The sequence below is a fragment of the Streptomyces sp. LS-MS-L19 genome, assembly GCF_058382285.1.
On sequence record NZ_JBYCLL010000001.1, the window covers coordinates 8,843,291 to 8,858,120 of the forward strand.

Consider the following 14,830-nt stretch of genomic DNA (forward strand, 5'->3'; position numbering starts at 1 on the left):
CGTCAACACAGCCCGGACACCCTCATCACCGCTCGCGCGGTCTCGTCGTCGATGCGGTGGCGGAGCCGCTCCAGGACCTCCGTCCCCTTCCGCAGCGTGCCGCGCTCCACAGAGCGGCGAACGCCGGTGTCGAGTTCGTGCCAGATCAGCGGGTTGGCCGTGAGGACGCGGGGGTCCAGTTCCACGCGGTGCCCATGGATGTCGCGCAGGACCAGGTGGGTCGAGATGCCGTTGCAGCGCCATACGGTCGTCAGCGCGTCCGTGTGCACCACGCGCCTGCCCCAGGGACCGCGAACCGCCAATCGGCCGGCACCCGCCGTCACCCGGGGCGGCAGCAGAACGGCGAAGAGCGCGGCCGCCAGGCCCAGCCACAGCACACCCCGCAGGGGCGACAGACTGCCCGCGTCCCAGTCGACCAGCAGGGCCATCGCGCCGAACAGCACGGCGCAGCTCGCCGCGAGCCGAGCACTGCCACGCCAGTGCCGGTCACCGGCCCACGCCCACTGGTCGTCGGAACGTCGCATGGCGCTGACGCTAGGCGGCCGTTCATGGCCTGGCACCCCCCATTGACGGGGCCCTGACGCCGTACGCGCCGATCCTGACGGGATCCTGACGTGGACGCCGGATCCAGAGGAGCTCAGACAGAACCAGCGGGGCGCCGTCGTCGCGCACGCCGTGCGGCGGGAGACGGGCGCGGTGATCTGTCGCCTGCGGTTCCGCCTGTCAGGAGAGCCGTTGCGGGGCCGTGGCCGGGGCGGCGCGGGTGCCGCCGTCAGGGGCCCGTCAAAGGTGTGGGGGACGCCGTAAGGGACTCGTCAACGGCCGGCCGGTTCCGGTCGGGGGCGGGGTTTCCTCTGTGTGTCCGTATCTCTTCCGAACCTCTTCTAGGAGTTCGCGATGGCCGATCTGGCCTTCGTCGTCACCACAGCCGCGGTCTTCGCGCTGGTGGCCCTCGTCGCCAAGGGGGTGACCAAGCTGTGACCGCCGAGAACATCGTCGGCCTCGTCGTGGCCGTCGCCCTGCTGGGCTATCTCGTCCTCGCCCTGATCTTCCCGGAGAGGTTCTGAGCCACCCCATGGGTCCCGTACTCGCAGGCTTTCTCCAACTGCTCGCTCTCATAGGCGCGTTGGCCCTCGCCTACATCCCCCTCGGCACCTACATGGCCAGGGTCTACTCCACGGACAAGCACTGGCGGGTCGAGCGGTGGATCTACCGCGGCATCGGCGCCGACCCCGACACCGAGATGCGCTGGCCCGCCTACCTGCGCGGAGTCCTCGCCTTCTCGGCGGCCGGTGTGCTGTTCCTCTACCTGCTCCAGCGGCTCCAGGGCGTCCTGCCAGGCTCGCTGGGCTTTAAGGCCATCGACCCCGACCAGGCGTTCAACACCGCCGTGTCCTTCGTGACGAACACCAACTGGCAGTCGTACTACGGCGAACAGGCCATGGGCCATGTCGTGCAGACCGCCGGACTCGCCGTGCAGAACTTCGTCTCGGCGGCCGTCGGCATCGCCGTGGCCGTGGCGCTGGTGCGCGGCTTCGCCCGGTCCCGCACCGGTGAACTGGGCAACTTCTGGTCGGACATGGTGCGCGGGGTGACCCGCATCCTGCTGCCGGGCGCCTTCGTCGCGGCGGTCGTGCTGGTGGCCTGCGGTGCCATCCAGAACTTCTCCGGGATCCACGAGGTCGGCCAGTTCCTGGGCGGCGCGCAGCAGTGGAACGGCGGTGCGGTCGCCTCGCAGGAGGCCATCAAGGAGCTGGGCACCAACGGCGGTGGCTACTTCAACGCCAACTCGGCCCATCCCTTCGAGAATCCGACGCCTTTCACCAACCTCTTCGAGATCTTCCTGCTGCTGGTGATCCCGTTCGCGCTGACCCGCACCTTCGGGCTGATGGTCGGCAGCGTGAAGCAGGGGTACGCGATCCTCGCGACCATGGCGAGCATCTGGGTCGGGTTCACCGCCCTGATGATGTGGACCGAATTCGCCCACCACGGACCGGCGTTGCAGCTCGCGGGCGGGGCCATGGAGGGCAAGGAGGTGCGCTTCGGGGTCGGCTCCTCGTCGATCTTCGCGGTGTCGACCACGCTCACGTCGACCGGCGCGGTGGACTCCTTCCACTCCTCCTTCACCGGTCTCGGCGGCGGCATCACCATGCTCGGCATGATGCTGGGCGAGATCGCGCCCGGCGGCACCGGGTCCGGCCTCTACGGCATGCTGATCATGGCGGTCATCGCGGTGTTCATCGCCGGGCTGATGGTCGGCCGTACGCCCGAGTACCTGGGCAAGAAGATCGGCACCCGGGAGATCAAGCTCGCCGCCTGCTACATCCTGATCACCCCGGCGCTGGTGCTCGTTTTCGCCGGGATCGCGATGGCCCTGCCGACCCCGGCCCATTCGATGACCAACAGCGGGGCGCACGGGTTCTCCGAGATCCTCTACGCCTACACGTCCGCCGCCAACAACAACGGCTCGGCCTTCGCGGGGCTGAACGCGGACACCCAGTGGTTCAACACCACGCTGGGGCTGGCCATGGTCCTGGGCCGCTTCCTGCCCATGGTGTTCGTGCTGGCGCTGGCCGGATCGCTCGCCGAGCAGAAGCCGGTGCCGGAGACCGCGGGCACCCTGCGCACCGAAAAGCCGCTGTTCACCGGGTTGCTGGTGGGCGCGATCCTCATCATCACCGGTCTGACCTACTTCCCGGCACTCGCGCTGGGCCCGCTGGCCGAGGGGCTGGCGTCATGACCACCCGTACCGAAAGCGACGAGATGTCCACAGCCACTCCCACCCGGGCGCCGCACAGCGACGTACCGACCGGGCACAAGTCCGCCGAGGGCCGTGTCGGCGCGGGCCTCTTCGACCCCAAGCAGCTGCTGAAGTCGCTGCCGGACGCCTTCCGCAAGCTCGACCCGCGGGTGATGGTCAAGTCGCCCGTGATGTTCGTGGTGTGGATCGGCTCGCTGCTGACCACGGTCTTCTCCTTCAAGGACCCCGGCGACTGGTTCGGCTGGACCATCAGCGCCTGGCTGTGGCTGACGGTCGTCTTCGCCAACCTCGCGGAGGCCGTCGCCGAGGGGCGCGGCAAAGCGCAGGCCGACACGCTGCGCAAGGCCAAGACCGACACGGTGGCACGGCTGGTGGACGGCACCGAGGTCCCCGGCACCGCGCTGAAGATCGGCGACCTGGTCGTCTGCGAGGCCGGTGACGTCATCCCCGGTGACGGAGACGTCGTCGAGGGCGTCGCCTCCGTCGACGAGTCGGCGATCACCGGAGAGTCGGCGCCCGTCATCCGGGAGTCCGGGGGCGACCGGAGCGCGGTCACCGGAGGGACGAAGGTCCTCTCCGACCGGATCGTCATCAAGATCACGACGAGGCCGGGTGAGACCTTCATCGACCGGATGATCAACCTCGTCGAGGGCGCGGCCCGGCAGAAGACACCGAACGAGATCGCGCTGAACATCCTGCTCGCCTCGCTGACGATCGTCTTCCTGCTGGCGGTCGCGACCCTGCCGCCCTTCGCGGACTACGCGGGCACCCACCTGACGATGGTCGTGCTGGTCGCCCTGCTGGTGTGCCTGATTCCGACGACCATCGGGGCGCTGCTGTCGGCCATCGGGATCGCGGGCATGGACCGGCTGGTCCAGCGCAACGTCCTGGCCATGTCCGGCAGGGCGGTCGAAGCCGCCGGCGACGTGTCGACGCTGCTGCTCGACAAGACCGGCACCATCACCCTCGGCAACCGCCAGGCCGCCGAGTTCGTGCCGGTGGCCGGGACGACCGAGGCCGAGGTGGCCGACGCCGCCCAGCTCTCCTCGCTGGCCGACGAGACACCCGAGGGCCGCTCCGTCGTCGTACTGGCGAAGGAGCAGTACGGTCTGCGCGAGCGTGAACTCGTCGGCGCCGAGTGGATCGCCTTCACCGCCCAGACCCGGATGTCCGGCGTGGACGTCGAGGGGCGCAGGATCCGCAAGGGCGCGGCCGGTTCGGTCATCAGGTGGGTGGAAGAGCGGGGCGGCGAAGTCGCGCCGGACGCACGGGAGTTGACCGACCGGATCTCCGAGGCCGGTGGCACGCCGTTGCTGGTCGCGGTCGAGGACGCCGCAGGCGCCCGCGTCCTGGGAGTCATCCACCTGAAGGACGTCGTCAAGGAGGGCATGCGGGAGCGGTTCGAGGAACTGCGCCGTATGGGCATCAAGACCGTCATGATCACGGGTGACAACCCGCTGACCGCCAAGGCGATCGCCGAGGAGGCCGGTGTCGACGACTTCCTCGCGGAGGCCACGCCCGAGGACAAGATGGCCCTCATCAAGCGGGAGCAGGCGGGCGGCAAGCTCGTCGCGATGACCGGCGACGGCACCAACGACGCGCCCGCGCTGGCCCAGGCGGACGTCGGCGTGGCGATGAACACCGGGACGTCGGCCGCCAAGGAGGCCGGCAACATGGTCGACCTCGACTCGAACCCGACCAAGCTCATCGAGATCGTCGAGATCGGCAAGCAACTGCTCATCACCCGGGGCGCGTTGACGACGTTCTCCATCGCCAACGACGTCGCGAAGTACTTCGCGATCATCCCGGCGCTGTTCGCCGCGGTCTACCCGGGCCTGGACAAGCTCAACATCATGGGCCTGTCCTCGCCGGACTCCGCGATCCTGTCCGCCGTCGTCTTCAACGCGCTCATCATCATCGCGCTGGTGCCGCTCTCGCTGAGGGGCGTGCGGTACCGGCCGGTCAGCGCCGACAGGATGCTGCGCCGCAACCTCACGATCTACGGCATCGGCGGCCTGATCGCCCCCTTCGTCGGCATCAAGCTCATCGACCTGCTCATCTCCCTCATCCCCGGGCTGTAACTTTTCGAAGGCGTGCTAGAAGCCATGAACAACTCCGTATCGAACACAGGCCGGTTGCTGTGGGCGGGGCTGCGGGCCCTGCTGGTGCTGACCCTGGTCACCGGCGTCATCTACCCGCTGGCCGTCACCGGCATCGCCCAGGCCCTCTTCCACGACAAGGCGAACGGCTCGGAGATCAAGGCGGACGGGAAGGTCGTCGGGTCCTCGCTCATCGGCCAACAGGACTACAGCCTCGACTACTTCCAGCCCCGGCCCGCCAACGGGCTCGGCGAGAACTCCGTCAACACCCAGTACAGACTGATCCTTTCCGGCGCCACCAACCGCTCCGCCGACAACCCCGAACTCGTCACCTGGGTCAAGAAGGCCAAGGCCAAGGTCGTCAAGGACAACTCCACCGCCGACTACACGGTCAAGCCCTCCCAGGTCCCCGCCGACGCGGTCACCTCCTCCGGCTCCGGGCTCGACCCCGACATCTCCCCGGCGTACGCGGACCTCCAGGTCCACCGGGTCGCCGAGAAGAACGGCCTGACCGTCGCCCAGGTGCAGAAGCTGGTCGACGAGCACACCGAGGGCCGCACCCTCGGCTTCATCGGCGAGCCCCGGGTGAACGTCCTCGAACTCAACATCGCGCTCAAGGCACTCGCAGCCAAGAGCTGACCCGAGCGGGAGTCGGCGTCCGGTGACAGCGCCGGTGCCGTCGGCTCCCGCCGCGTACGACAGGAAGGCGCACGCCGATGACACGGGTGCTGGTGGTGGAGGACGACCCGCAGCTCGTACGGGCCCTCGTCATCAATCTCCAGGCACGCCGGTACGGGGTCGACGCGGCCCCCGACGGCGCCACCGCGCTGCGGCTCGCGGCCGCCCGGCAACCCGATGTCGTGATGCTCGACCTGGGCCTGCCCGACATGGACGGCGTCGAGGTCATCAAGGGGCTGCGGGGCTGGACCAGGGTGCCGATCCTGGTGCTGTCCGCCCGCCGGGGCTCCGACGAGAAGGTCGCCGCGCTGGACGCCGGCGCCGACGACTACGTCACGAAGCCGTTCAGCATGGACGAACTCCTCGCCCGGCTGCGGGCCGCCGTACGGCGCACCGAGGAGACGTCGCTCACCACCGGGACGACGCTCGTCGAGACGGCGGACTTCACCATCGACCTGCTGGCCAAGAGGGCCGTACGGAACGGCCGCGACGTACGCCTCACCCCGACCGAATGGCACCTGCTGGAGATCCTGGTCACCAGCCCCGGACGGCTGATCACACAGACGTACCTGCTCCAGGAGGTCTGGGGCGTCTCCCAGAGCAACAAGACCAACTACCTGCGGGTGTACATGGCCCAACTACGGCGCAAGTTGGAGGCGGACCCCGCCCACCCCCGCTACCTCATCACCGAACCCGGCATGGGCTACCGCTTCGAAGGGTGACCCTCAAGCCTTCTCAAGCCCCTCTTCAAGCCCGCTTCGTGCCGCTCTGCTCGCGGACGCCGTCGAACATGGCGATGAGGGCGGGACTCTCCGCGAGGCTGCCCAGCAGGGCGTGCAGCGACTGCTGTTCAGCGGTGCCGAGGTCGGCGAGGGTCTCGCCGTCGAGGCCGACGAGTGTGCGGTTGAGGTCGGCGAGGACCTTGCGCCCGTCGTCGGTGATGTCGACGGCGTAGCGGCGCCGGTCCTGCGGATCGCGGGTCCGCTCGGCGTATCCGGCGCGCTCCAGATCGTCGAGACTCGTCACCATCGTCGCCGGGTCGATGCGCAGGAACGAACCGAGCGCCAGTTGCGGCATGGCCCCGTTGTCGGCCAGGGCCTGCAGGACGCTGTAGTGGCGCACCCGCAGGCCGGTGCCGCTGAGGCCGTCCTCGGCGATCCTGAAGGCCACCTGCCCGAGTTTGACCAGCAGACAGATGGTGTGCTCGGCCACTGTCCCCGGTACCAGCGGAGCCTCGGACATCGTTCATCCCGCCTATGGTTAGCCCTGCGTATCGTCTCGGTCCATCGTACGAGAAGGCCTGAGGCGACCGGAGCGGGACAGCGATCCCCGTATCGCAGAAGCGGGGCCCGCAGGGCGGGCAATGCGCGGGGCGGTCAGCCGACGATGGTCCGGCCGAAGATCTGCCGGGCGATGACCCACTTCTGGATCTCGTTGGTCCCCTCGTATATCTCGCCGATCTTGCTGTCCCGGTAGATCGCCTCGACCGGGCCGGGGCTCCCGTCGGCGCCCAGTTCGCGGGCGAAGCCCAGGCCTCCGAAAGCCTGGACGGCGTCGCGTGCCATGTCCACCGACAGCTTGGTGGCGTAGTACTTCGCCATCGCGGCCTCGGGCTCCGGGGACGCGTCGCCGGCGTCCAGGCGCAGGGCGGCCTTGGTGACGAGGGTGCGGGCGTTGTCGATCTCGGTGGCCCGCTCGGCGAGCAGGAACTGCCAGTGCTGGTTGGCGGCCACCGGCTTCCCGAAAGCCTGCCGCGTCGACAGGTGGGCCACGGTGTGGTCGAACGCGGCCTGCGCCATACCGACCCCGGCGGCCGCGATGCCGATACGGCCGTACGTCAGTGTCGACAGGGCGTGACGCAGCCCGTGTCCCTCGGTGCCGCCGAGGAGGTCGTCGTCGGACAGGTGGACGTCCGTGAAGCGGATGTCCGCGGTGAGCTGGCCGCGGTTGCCCATCTTGCGGTCGGCGAGGCCGACGTGAACGCCCGGAAGGGCGGTGTCGACGATGAACATGCTCAGCCGCTCGCCGGTGCGGGCGAGAACCACCACGAAGGCGGCCACGGGTGAGTTGGAGATCCACCGCTTGTGGCCGTTGAGCACCCAGCCGGTCTCGGTGCGTACGGCCTCGGTCCGGACGGCCTGCGGAGACAGGTCACTGGAGGCGTCCGGCTCGGTGGTGGCGAACGCGCCGACCACCGAACCCTCGGCGACCTTGGGCAGCCAGCGCCGCTGCTGCTCCTCGGTGCCCTGCCGCAGGGCGTTGCCCGCCAGGATGCAGTGCACGTCGAAGACGGCCGCGACGCTGCTGGAGCAGTAGGCCAGTTCCTCGATCGCCACGGCGGTGGCGGCCGCCGGGTGGAGCAGACCGTCGCCGCCGACCTCGCCGGGGAAGGGGATCCGGAAGACCCCCGCCGCGGCGAGCGCGTCGAACACCTGGCGGGGGAAGCCGTCCGTGCGCTCGTCGCCGTTGGCGATCGCCGCGGCGTGCGGAGCCACTTCCCGCTCCGCGATCCGGCGTACGGCAGCGCGAACGGACTGGGTCTCTTTGGGGGCGAGGAGCTCGTGGTAGAGCCGGTCGCTCTGGCGTGCGGGAGCGGGTTCGGGGGTGGGAGCGGGATCGGGGGTGGGCGTGGGAGTGGAAGTCATGCGCGGACCATATCATTCGTACTGCGTATGATTAGCTCTCCAACCGATTGTGGAGGTTCGACCATGACACAGACGCTGGCCGGCAAGACCGTCCTGATGTCGGGAGGCAGCCGCGGCATCGGACTCGCCATCGCCCTGCGCGCCGCCCGTGACGGTGCGAACGTGGTGATGCTCGCCAAGACCGCCGTACCGCACCCGAAGCTCGACGGCACGGTCCACACCGCGGTCGAGGAGGTCGAGCGCGTCGGCGGGAAGGGTCTTGCGGTCGTCGGCGACGTCCGCAACGAGGACGACGTACGCACCGCCGTCAACGCCGCGGTCGCCGCCTTCGGTGGCATCGACGTCGTGGTGAACAACGCCAGTGCGATCGACCTGTCGTCGTCGGAGCAGCTGGAGATGAAGCGGTACGACCTGATGCAGGACATCAACACGCGGGGCACGTTCCTGCTGAGCAAGGCGGCGATCCCGCACCTGAGGGAAGCCGGCAACCCGCACATCCTCACCTTGTCGCCGCCGTTGAACCTCGCGCCCCGCTGGATGGGCAGGCACCTCGGCTACACGCTGTCGAAGTACGGGATGAGTCTGTGCACCATCGGTCTCGCCGAGGAGCTCGCCGCCGACGGCATCGCCGCCAACTCGCTGTGGCCGCGCACCCTGATCGACACGGCCGCCGTACGCAACGTGGTCGGGGGCGCCGGACGGGCTCGCAGTCCGCAGATCATGGCCGACGCCGCCTACGCCGTCCTCACGCGTGACGCGCGCAAGTGCACCGGCAATCTGTTCATCGACGACGAGGTCCTGTCGGACGAGGGGGTCATGGACCTGTCCGCCTACAGCCCCGCCGGCTTCGAGGGCGAACTCGCGCTCGACATATTCGTCGATCCGGCCTGAGGGGATCGCGTCACCAGGGCCCGGGGTCCGGCACCGGGGCAACCCGCGCCGGACCGCGCAGCCACAACGAGAGAAGGGCGCCGCATGATCGGACGGTTCCCTCACTGCTTGCAGAAGCGCTAGCTCGGGCACCTGTAGGCCCCAGGCGGGGGCCGGCCTGACCAGCCGAGACGCCTTGCCTGTGGTGACGAAGGAAGCCGATCATTCGCTCATGAGACCCGAAGTGCAGGTGTTCGTCGCCGACGGCCCACTTCCCGACTGGGACGCGAGCGAAGAAGAGATCGTATGTACGTAATGTTATGACCGGAGGCGCGCGCCGGGTCCCGGTCGGGCGGTGACGTCACCGGGGGTGAGGGCGCCGTGGTGCGCGGAGCACTCGACGACGACGCGCAGCGGAGCCTCGCAGTCGGTGTGGCGCACGTCCAGTACGGGGCCCTCGGGGCCGAGGGTGTACGTCTCGCCCCACTGGGTCAGTGCCATCAGGACCGGCCACAGGTCCCAGCCCTTGCGGGTCAGCCGGTACTCGTTGCGGGAGCGGCTGCCCGCTTCCCGGTAGGGGACGGCCTTCAGGATCCCGGACGCGACCAGTTTGCGGAGGCGGTCGCTGAGGACGGCTTCCGAGAGGCCGATGTGGCGGTGGAAGTCGTCGAAGCGGCGGACCCCGTTGACGGCGTCACGCAGGATCAGCAGCGTCCATTTCTCTCCGACCACGTCGAGCGTGCGCTGGACGGGGCAGTTCTCCGTGCTCGCCTCAAGCCACTCCATCCCGCCATGGTAGAGGGCTGGCTTCGTCATTGACAGTCAGGTGAACCCACAGCTAGCTTCATTTGCAAAAGTCAGAGGGAAGGCACTCGGTCGTGGGACGAACACGTACGTATCAATGGGACGACCCCGCGATCCTGGCGGAAGCCGCCGGGCGCATGGCCGGCCTCGACTTTCTGCGCGAGTTGCAGGCGGGGCGGCTGTCGGCGCCGCCCATCAACTCCTCCATCGACTTCACGCTGGACGAGGTGGAGCCGGGCAGGGCGGTGTTCTCGCTGACGCCGGGGGAGGAGCACTACAACCCGATCGGCAGCGTGCACGGCGGCATCTTCGCCACCCTGCTCGATTCGGCCGCGGGCTGCGCCGTGCAGTCCACCCTGCCGCAGGGCATGGCGTACACCTCGCTGGACCTGACGGTAAAGTTCCTCCGGCGCATCACCGTGGACACGGGCACGGTCCGGGCGATCGGCACCCTTGTCAGCAAGGGGCGTCAAACCGCCCTCGCCCAGGCGCAGTTGGTCGACAGCACGGACCGGCTTCTCGCCCACGCCACCAGCAGCTGCATGCTCTTCCCGGTGCCGTCCCCGCAAGCGTGACAACCGACCGAGCGTGACCCTCTACGGCGACCGGTGGACCGGACGTCACTGGTGTGACCTGCGCAGGGTGACCTCGGTACGGGAACGTCGTGCGGCCCTTCACGATGTGTGACCGCTCCGGCGGAGCACCGGGCGCAGGGTCTCGATGACGCCGGGGTCGTCCACGGTGGAGGGGATGGGTTCGTCGTGGCCGTCGGCGATGCCGCGCATCGTCTTGCGCAGGATCTTTCCCGAGCGGGTCTTGGGGAGGGCGGCCACGACCGCGACGTCCTTGAGGGAGGCGACGGCGCCGATGCGCTCGCGGACGAGCTGGACGAGTTCCGCCTCGACCTCGGCCGCGTCGCGGCTCGTGCCGGCCTTCAGGACGACGAAGCCGCGCGGGATCTGGCCCTTGAGCGCGTCGGCCACGCCGATGACGGCACATTCGGCGACGTCGGGATGGGCGGCCAGGGCCTCCTCCATGCTGCCGGTGGACAGCCGGTGCCCGGCGACGTTGATGACGTCGTCGGTGCGGCCCATGACGAAGACGTAGCCGTCGTCGTCGATGTGGCCGCTGTCGCCGGTGAGGTAGTAGCCGTCGTAGGCGGAGAGGTAGGAGGCGACGTAGCGGTCGTCGTCGTTCCAGAGGGTGGGCAGCGCGCCGGGCGGCAGGGGGAGCTTCACGACGATCGCGCCGTCGACGCCCGCGGGCACGGGCTCGCCCGAGGGGTCGAGGACACGGACGTCCCAGCCCGGGAGCGGGCGGGTGGGGGAGCCGGGTTTGACGGGAGCGGCCTCGATGCCGACCGGGTTGGCGACGATGGGCCAGCCGGTCTCGGTCTGCCACCAGTGGTCGATCACCGGGATGCCCAGGAGAGCGCTCGCCCAGTGGTAGGTCTCGGGGTCGAGGCGCTCGCCGGCGAGGAAGAGGTGGCGCAGGCCGGTCAGGTCGTGGTCGGCGGTGAGCGCTCCCTTCGGGTCCTCCTTGCGGATGGCCCGGAAGGCGGTGGGGGCGGTGAACATGGTCTTGACCCGGTGCTCGGCGGCCACGCGCCAGAACTGGCCCGCGTCCGGTGTGCCGACCGGCTTGCCCTCGTACAGGACGGTCGTGGCGCCGGCCAGCAGGGGGCCGTACACGATGTAAGAGTGCCCGACCACCCAGCCGACGTCGGATCCGGTGAACATGGTCTCGCCGGGGCCCACGTCGTAGACGGCGCCCATCGACCAGTGCAGGGCGACCGCGTAGCCGCCGCAGTCGCGGACGACTCCCTTGGGTTTTCCGGTCGTTCCGGAGGTGTAGAGGATGTAGAGGGGATCGGTGGCGGGGACGGGAACGCAGTCGGCCGGGGTCGCGGTGGCGACCAGTTCGGCCCAGTCGAGATCGTCGGGTCCCAACTCGGCCCGCTCCTGCGGGCGTTGCAGGATGACACTCTTCTCCGGCTTGTGGGCCGCGAGTTCGATCGCCCGGTCGAGCAGGGGCTTGTACGCGATCACGCGCTTGCCCTCGATGCCGCACGAGGCGGAGACCACGACCTTGGGGGCCGCGTCGTCGATGCGCAGGGCGAGTTCGCGTGCGGCGAACCCGCCGAAGACGACGGAGTGCACCGCGCCGATCCGTGCGCAGGCCAGCATCGCGACGGCTGCCTCGGGGACCATCGGCATGTAGATGACCACCCGGTCGCCGTGTCCCACGCCGAGCCCCGCCAGCGCTCCGGCGAAGGCCGCCACCTCGTCCCTCAACTGCGCGTAGGTGTAGGTGCGTCGGGTGTCGGTCACGGGTGAGTCGTGGACGAGCGCGGGCTGTTCACCCCGGCCGGCCTCGACGTGCCGGTCGAGCGCGTTGAAGCAGACGTTGAGCCGTCCGTCGGGAAACCAGCGGTAGAAGGGCGCGCCCGAGGAGTCCAGGGCGCGGTGCGGAGCGACATCCCAGTCGATGCCTTCGGCCGCCTCCAGCCAGAAGCGCTCCGGGTCCTCGGTACTGGCGCGGAAGACATCCTCGTACGTTCCCATCGCGCACTCCTTTGTGGCCTCGGAACGGTGGTGGTGGGGGTAGCCGGCGTAACGGTGTCGTACACAAGTACCGCACGGCCGGCCGGCCCGGTCGAGCGGGGATGGCGGTGACCCGTCGATCGGTCACCGGCATCGCGGTGGAGCGGCGGCCTGATGGGCGGGACCGCCCCCTCAGGTGCGGCTCCTGCTCACGCGCCGAGGTGCTCGCGGAGCCACTGGCCCATCCGCCCGATGGCCTGGTTCACCTCGGGGACGCGTCCGGCGCCCAGGATGAACGAGTGCTGCCCTTCGGGCATCGCATGGGTCTCGGTGGTGACCTTGAAGTCCGCGAGGCGGCGGCCGAGCCGGGCGCCGTCGTCGGCGAGGGTCTCGTACTCGCCGTAGAAGACGACCGTGGGCGGCAGGCCCGTCAGGTCGGCGTGCACGAGGCTGATCCGCGGGTCGGTGAAGTCCACCGCGGGATCCTGCAGCCAGGCGCCCCGGAAGAGCTCCAGGATGCCCCGGCTGAGCATCTTGTCGTTCGCCTCGTTGGCGTCCACCGCCGGGTTCCGCAGCGTGAGGTCGGTCCAGGGGGAGACGCTGACGATCGCGCCGGGCGTGGCCTCGCCCTTGGCGAGCAGGCGCAGCGGCAGCATCACGGCGAGGGTGCCGCCGATCGAGTGGCCCGTACTGCCGATGTTCCGCGGCTCGTAGCCCTGCGCGAGCAGCCAGCGGTAGGCGGTCTCGGCGTCGTCGAGCTGTGCCGGGTAGGGGTGCTCGGGCGCCAGGCGGAAGTCCACGACCAGCGAGCGGGCGCCGGCCGCCTTCGCGATGTGGCCCGCGGCCTTGCGGTCGGAGTGCATGGAGGCCGCGACGGAACCACCGAAGTGGAAGTGCAGCAGCGCGCGGTCGGGATCGGCCCCCTCGGGGATGGCCCACAGTGCGGGGACGCCGTCCGCGTCCACCTCGGCGTAGGTGACGCCTTCCGGCTCGGTCGACGCCTTGTGGTTCGAGTCGACGATGTCACGGACGACGGCCAGGTCGAGGCCAGGCGTCGACGACTTCGCGCTCACGCTCGCGAGGAACTCCGCGAACTGGTGTGCCTCGGGGCTTGCTCCCATGGTGGTGCTCCTTGTCGGGCGGGTCCCGTGCCGGGTCCCCCTGCGGCAGCCGGGTCGGGGTGACGGTCATGACGCTACTGGCTGAGTATAGAAAAGTAAACTCAGATCGGGTGGGATCATCCGCACAAGTGCGAGGATCTTGAGGTACCCAGGTCCGAGGTGAGATGAGGAGCCATGTCTGCTACTGCCGCGGCCGAGATCGTCGCCGACGTGCACCGGGGTGTCGGCCGCATCCTGCTGAACCGGCCCAGGGCGCTCAACGCCCTGACCACGGACATGGTCCTGGCCGTCGACCGTGCGCTCGCCTCGTGGGAGCACGCGCCGCTGTCCGCCGTGGTGCTCGCCAGTACCAGTCCGAAGGCGTTCTGCGCCGGTGGGGACATCCGTACGATCCGCGAGCACAGCCTCGCGGGGGATGCCGAGGCCAGCGAGCGGTTCTTCGCCTCCGAGTACCGGCTCAACGCCCGGATCGCCGAGTATCCCGTGCCGGTCGTGTCGCTCATCGACGGCATCTGCATGGGCGGTGGCCTGGGGCTGTCGGTCCACGGCGGCTTCCGTGTCGTCACCGAACGCGCGGTGCTGGCGATGCCCGAGACCGGGATCGGGTTCTTCCCGGACATCGGGGCGAGCTACTTCCTGCCGAGGCTGCCCGGCGCGATCGGCGTGTACCTGGGGCTGACCGGGCAGCGGATCGACGCGGCCGACGCCCTGTACACGGGGCTGGCCACGCATTTCGTTCCCGCGGACATGCTGGAGACGGTGGGGGACGCCCTGGCGGACAGCCCCGGTGAGCCGGTGGACGTCGTCCTGAACCGCCTCGCCGGGCGTTCCCCGGTGGCGGAGAGCGGGTTGGCGCAGGTGCGCGGGGACGTGGACCGGGCCTTCGGCGCGCCGACCCTCGGCGAGATCGAGAAACGGCTGCGCCACCTCGAAACCCCCTGGGCCGAGGCCGCGTTGGCCGCCCTGGAGTCCGCCTCGCCGCAGAGCCTGGAGATCACCCACGCCCTGCTGGCCCGCGGCAGGCAGCGGACCCTGCGTGAGTGTCTCGACGCGGAACTCGCCCTCACCCGCACGACCATCCGCACGCCGGACTTCCTGGAGGGGGTCCGGGCGGCCCTGGTCGACAAGGACCGTACGCCCGTCTGGGAGCGCGGGTCGCTCGGCGGAGAGACGCTTCCGTCTTGAGCGGGTCCGCCGAGGGCGGGCGGCAACGCGGTCGCGCAGACGCTCTGACGGGGTTGGGGGCTGCTCCCGGGGTGGCAGGGCACCGTTCGCGTCGGCATCAGCCGCGAGGCCGGCTGTGCCTCGG

At 69.7% G+C, this 14,830-nt stretch carries 14 protein-coding genes; 8 read left to right on the top strand and 6 right to left on the bottom strand.

Features of this window, described 5'->3' with window-relative positions:
- Window positions 1–2 precede the first annotated feature (2 nt).
- Window positions 3–524, bottom strand: coding sequence for a hypothetical protein (locus AC2XR2_RS39415; RefSeq protein ID WP_491517724.1), 522 nt, complete (start codon window positions 522–524; stop codon window positions 3–5).
- Window positions 525–977: 453 nt separating this feature from the next.
- On the opposite strand from AC2XR2_RS39415, the gene kdpF reads away from it, so the two are divergent.
- The 5 genes from kdpF to AC2XR2_RS39440 all read left to right on the top strand — a co-directional run bounded on the left by kdpF (window position 978) and on the right by AC2XR2_RS39440 (window position 6,260).
- On the top strand, window positions 978–1,067 hold the full coding sequence (kdpF, locus tag AC2XR2_RS39420) for a K(+)-transporting ATPase subunit F (protein WP_016434100.1): 90 nt from the start codon (window positions 978–980) through the stop codon (window positions 1,065–1,067).
- 8 nt (window positions 1,068–1,075) lie between these two features.
- Window positions 1,076–2,740 (top strand): potassium-transporting ATPase subunit KdpA, encoded by a 1,665-nt coding sequence (kdpA, locus tag AC2XR2_RS39425; RefSeq protein ID WP_491517725.1) that lies wholly within the window; start codon window positions 1,076–1,078, stop codon window positions 2,738–2,740.
- Window positions 2,737–4,842 carry a potassium-transporting ATPase subunit KdpB gene (gene kdpB / locus AC2XR2_RS39430; protein ID WP_491517726.1) on the top strand — a complete coding sequence of 702 codons (2,106 nt, stop codon included), beginning with the start codon at window positions 2,737–2,739 and terminating at the stop codon, window positions 4,840–4,842. Before kdpA ends, kdpB begins: the two co-directional genes overlap by 4 nt.
- 24 nt (window positions 4,843–4,866) lie before the next feature.
- Entirely contained in the window at window positions 4,867–5,499 is a 633-nt protein-coding gene (locus AC2XR2_RS39435) for a potassium-transporting ATPase subunit C (RefSeq protein ID WP_491517727.1), read from the top strand.
- Between the two features lie 77 nt (window positions 5,500–5,576).
- Window positions 5,577–6,260: a response regulator gene (locus AC2XR2_RS39440; RefSeq protein WP_381297049.1), complete on the top strand. Its 684-nt coding sequence runs from the start codon at window positions 5,577–5,579 to the stop codon at window positions 6,258–6,260.
- Window positions 6,261–6,285: 25 nt separating this feature from the next.
- On the opposite strand, the gene AC2XR2_RS39445 is transcribed toward AC2XR2_RS39440, so the two are convergent.
- Together AC2XR2_RS39445 and AC2XR2_RS39450 are read right to left on the bottom strand one after the other, a co-directional pair.
- Window positions 6,286–6,780, bottom strand: coding sequence for a MarR family winged helix-turn-helix transcriptional regulator (locus tag AC2XR2_RS39445; protein ID WP_491517728.1), 495 nt, complete (start codon window positions 6,778–6,780; stop codon window positions 6,286–6,288).
- A 134-nt stretch (window positions 6,781–6,914) separates the two neighbouring features.
- The gene (locus AC2XR2_RS39450; protein ID WP_491517729.1) at window positions 6,915–8,183 is read right to left on the bottom strand and encodes an acyl-CoA dehydrogenase family protein; all 1,269 of its coding nucleotides are present in this window, start codon (window positions 8,181–8,183) and stop codon (window positions 6,915–6,917) included.
- 63 nt (window positions 8,184–8,246) lie between these two features.
- Between AC2XR2_RS39450 and AC2XR2_RS39455 the strand changes: the two genes are divergently transcribed.
- Window positions 8,247–9,074, top strand: coding sequence for an SDR family oxidoreductase (locus tag AC2XR2_RS39455; protein ID WP_491517730.1), 828 nt, complete (start codon window positions 8,247–8,249; stop codon window positions 9,072–9,074).
- A 297-nt stretch (window positions 9,075–9,371) separates the two neighbouring features.
- Here AC2XR2_RS39455 and AC2XR2_RS39460 read toward each other — a convergent pair whose 3' ends face one another.
- The gene (locus AC2XR2_RS39460) at window positions 9,372–9,839 is read right to left on the bottom strand and encodes a winged helix-turn-helix transcriptional regulator (RefSeq protein ID WP_381297039.1); all 468 of its coding nucleotides are present in this window, start codon (window positions 9,837–9,839) and stop codon (window positions 9,372–9,374) included.
- A gap of 92 nt (window positions 9,840–9,931) precedes the next feature.
- Between AC2XR2_RS39460 and AC2XR2_RS39465 the strand changes: the two genes are divergently transcribed.
- A complete protein-coding gene (locus AC2XR2_RS39465) occupies window positions 9,932–10,432 on the top strand; it encodes a PaaI family thioesterase (RefSeq protein WP_449352024.1) in 501 nt (166 codons plus the stop codon).
- Window positions 10,433–10,531: 99 nt separating this feature from the next.
- Here AC2XR2_RS39465 and AC2XR2_RS39470 read toward each other — a convergent pair whose 3' ends face one another.
- Together AC2XR2_RS39470 and AC2XR2_RS39475 are read right to left on the bottom strand one after the other, a co-directional pair.
- The gene (locus AC2XR2_RS39470; protein ID WP_491517731.1) at window positions 10,532–12,421 is read right to left on the bottom strand and encodes a propionyl-CoA synthetase; all 1,890 of its coding nucleotides are present in this window, start codon (window positions 12,419–12,421) and stop codon (window positions 10,532–10,534) included.
- A 188-nt stretch (window positions 12,422–12,609) separates the two neighbouring features.
- Window positions 12,610–13,521: an alpha/beta hydrolase gene (locus tag AC2XR2_RS39475; RefSeq protein WP_491517732.1), complete on the bottom strand. Its 912-nt coding sequence runs from the start codon at window positions 13,519–13,521 to the stop codon at window positions 12,610–12,612.
- A 174-nt stretch (window positions 13,522–13,695) separates the two neighbouring features.
- On the opposite strand from AC2XR2_RS39475, the gene AC2XR2_RS39480 reads away from it, so the two are divergent.
- Entirely contained in the window at window positions 13,696–14,706 is a 1,011-nt protein-coding gene (locus AC2XR2_RS39480) for an enoyl-CoA hydratase/isomerase family protein (RefSeq protein ID WP_491517733.1), read from the top strand.
- The last annotated feature ends 124 nt before the right edge of the window (window positions 14,707–14,830 follow it).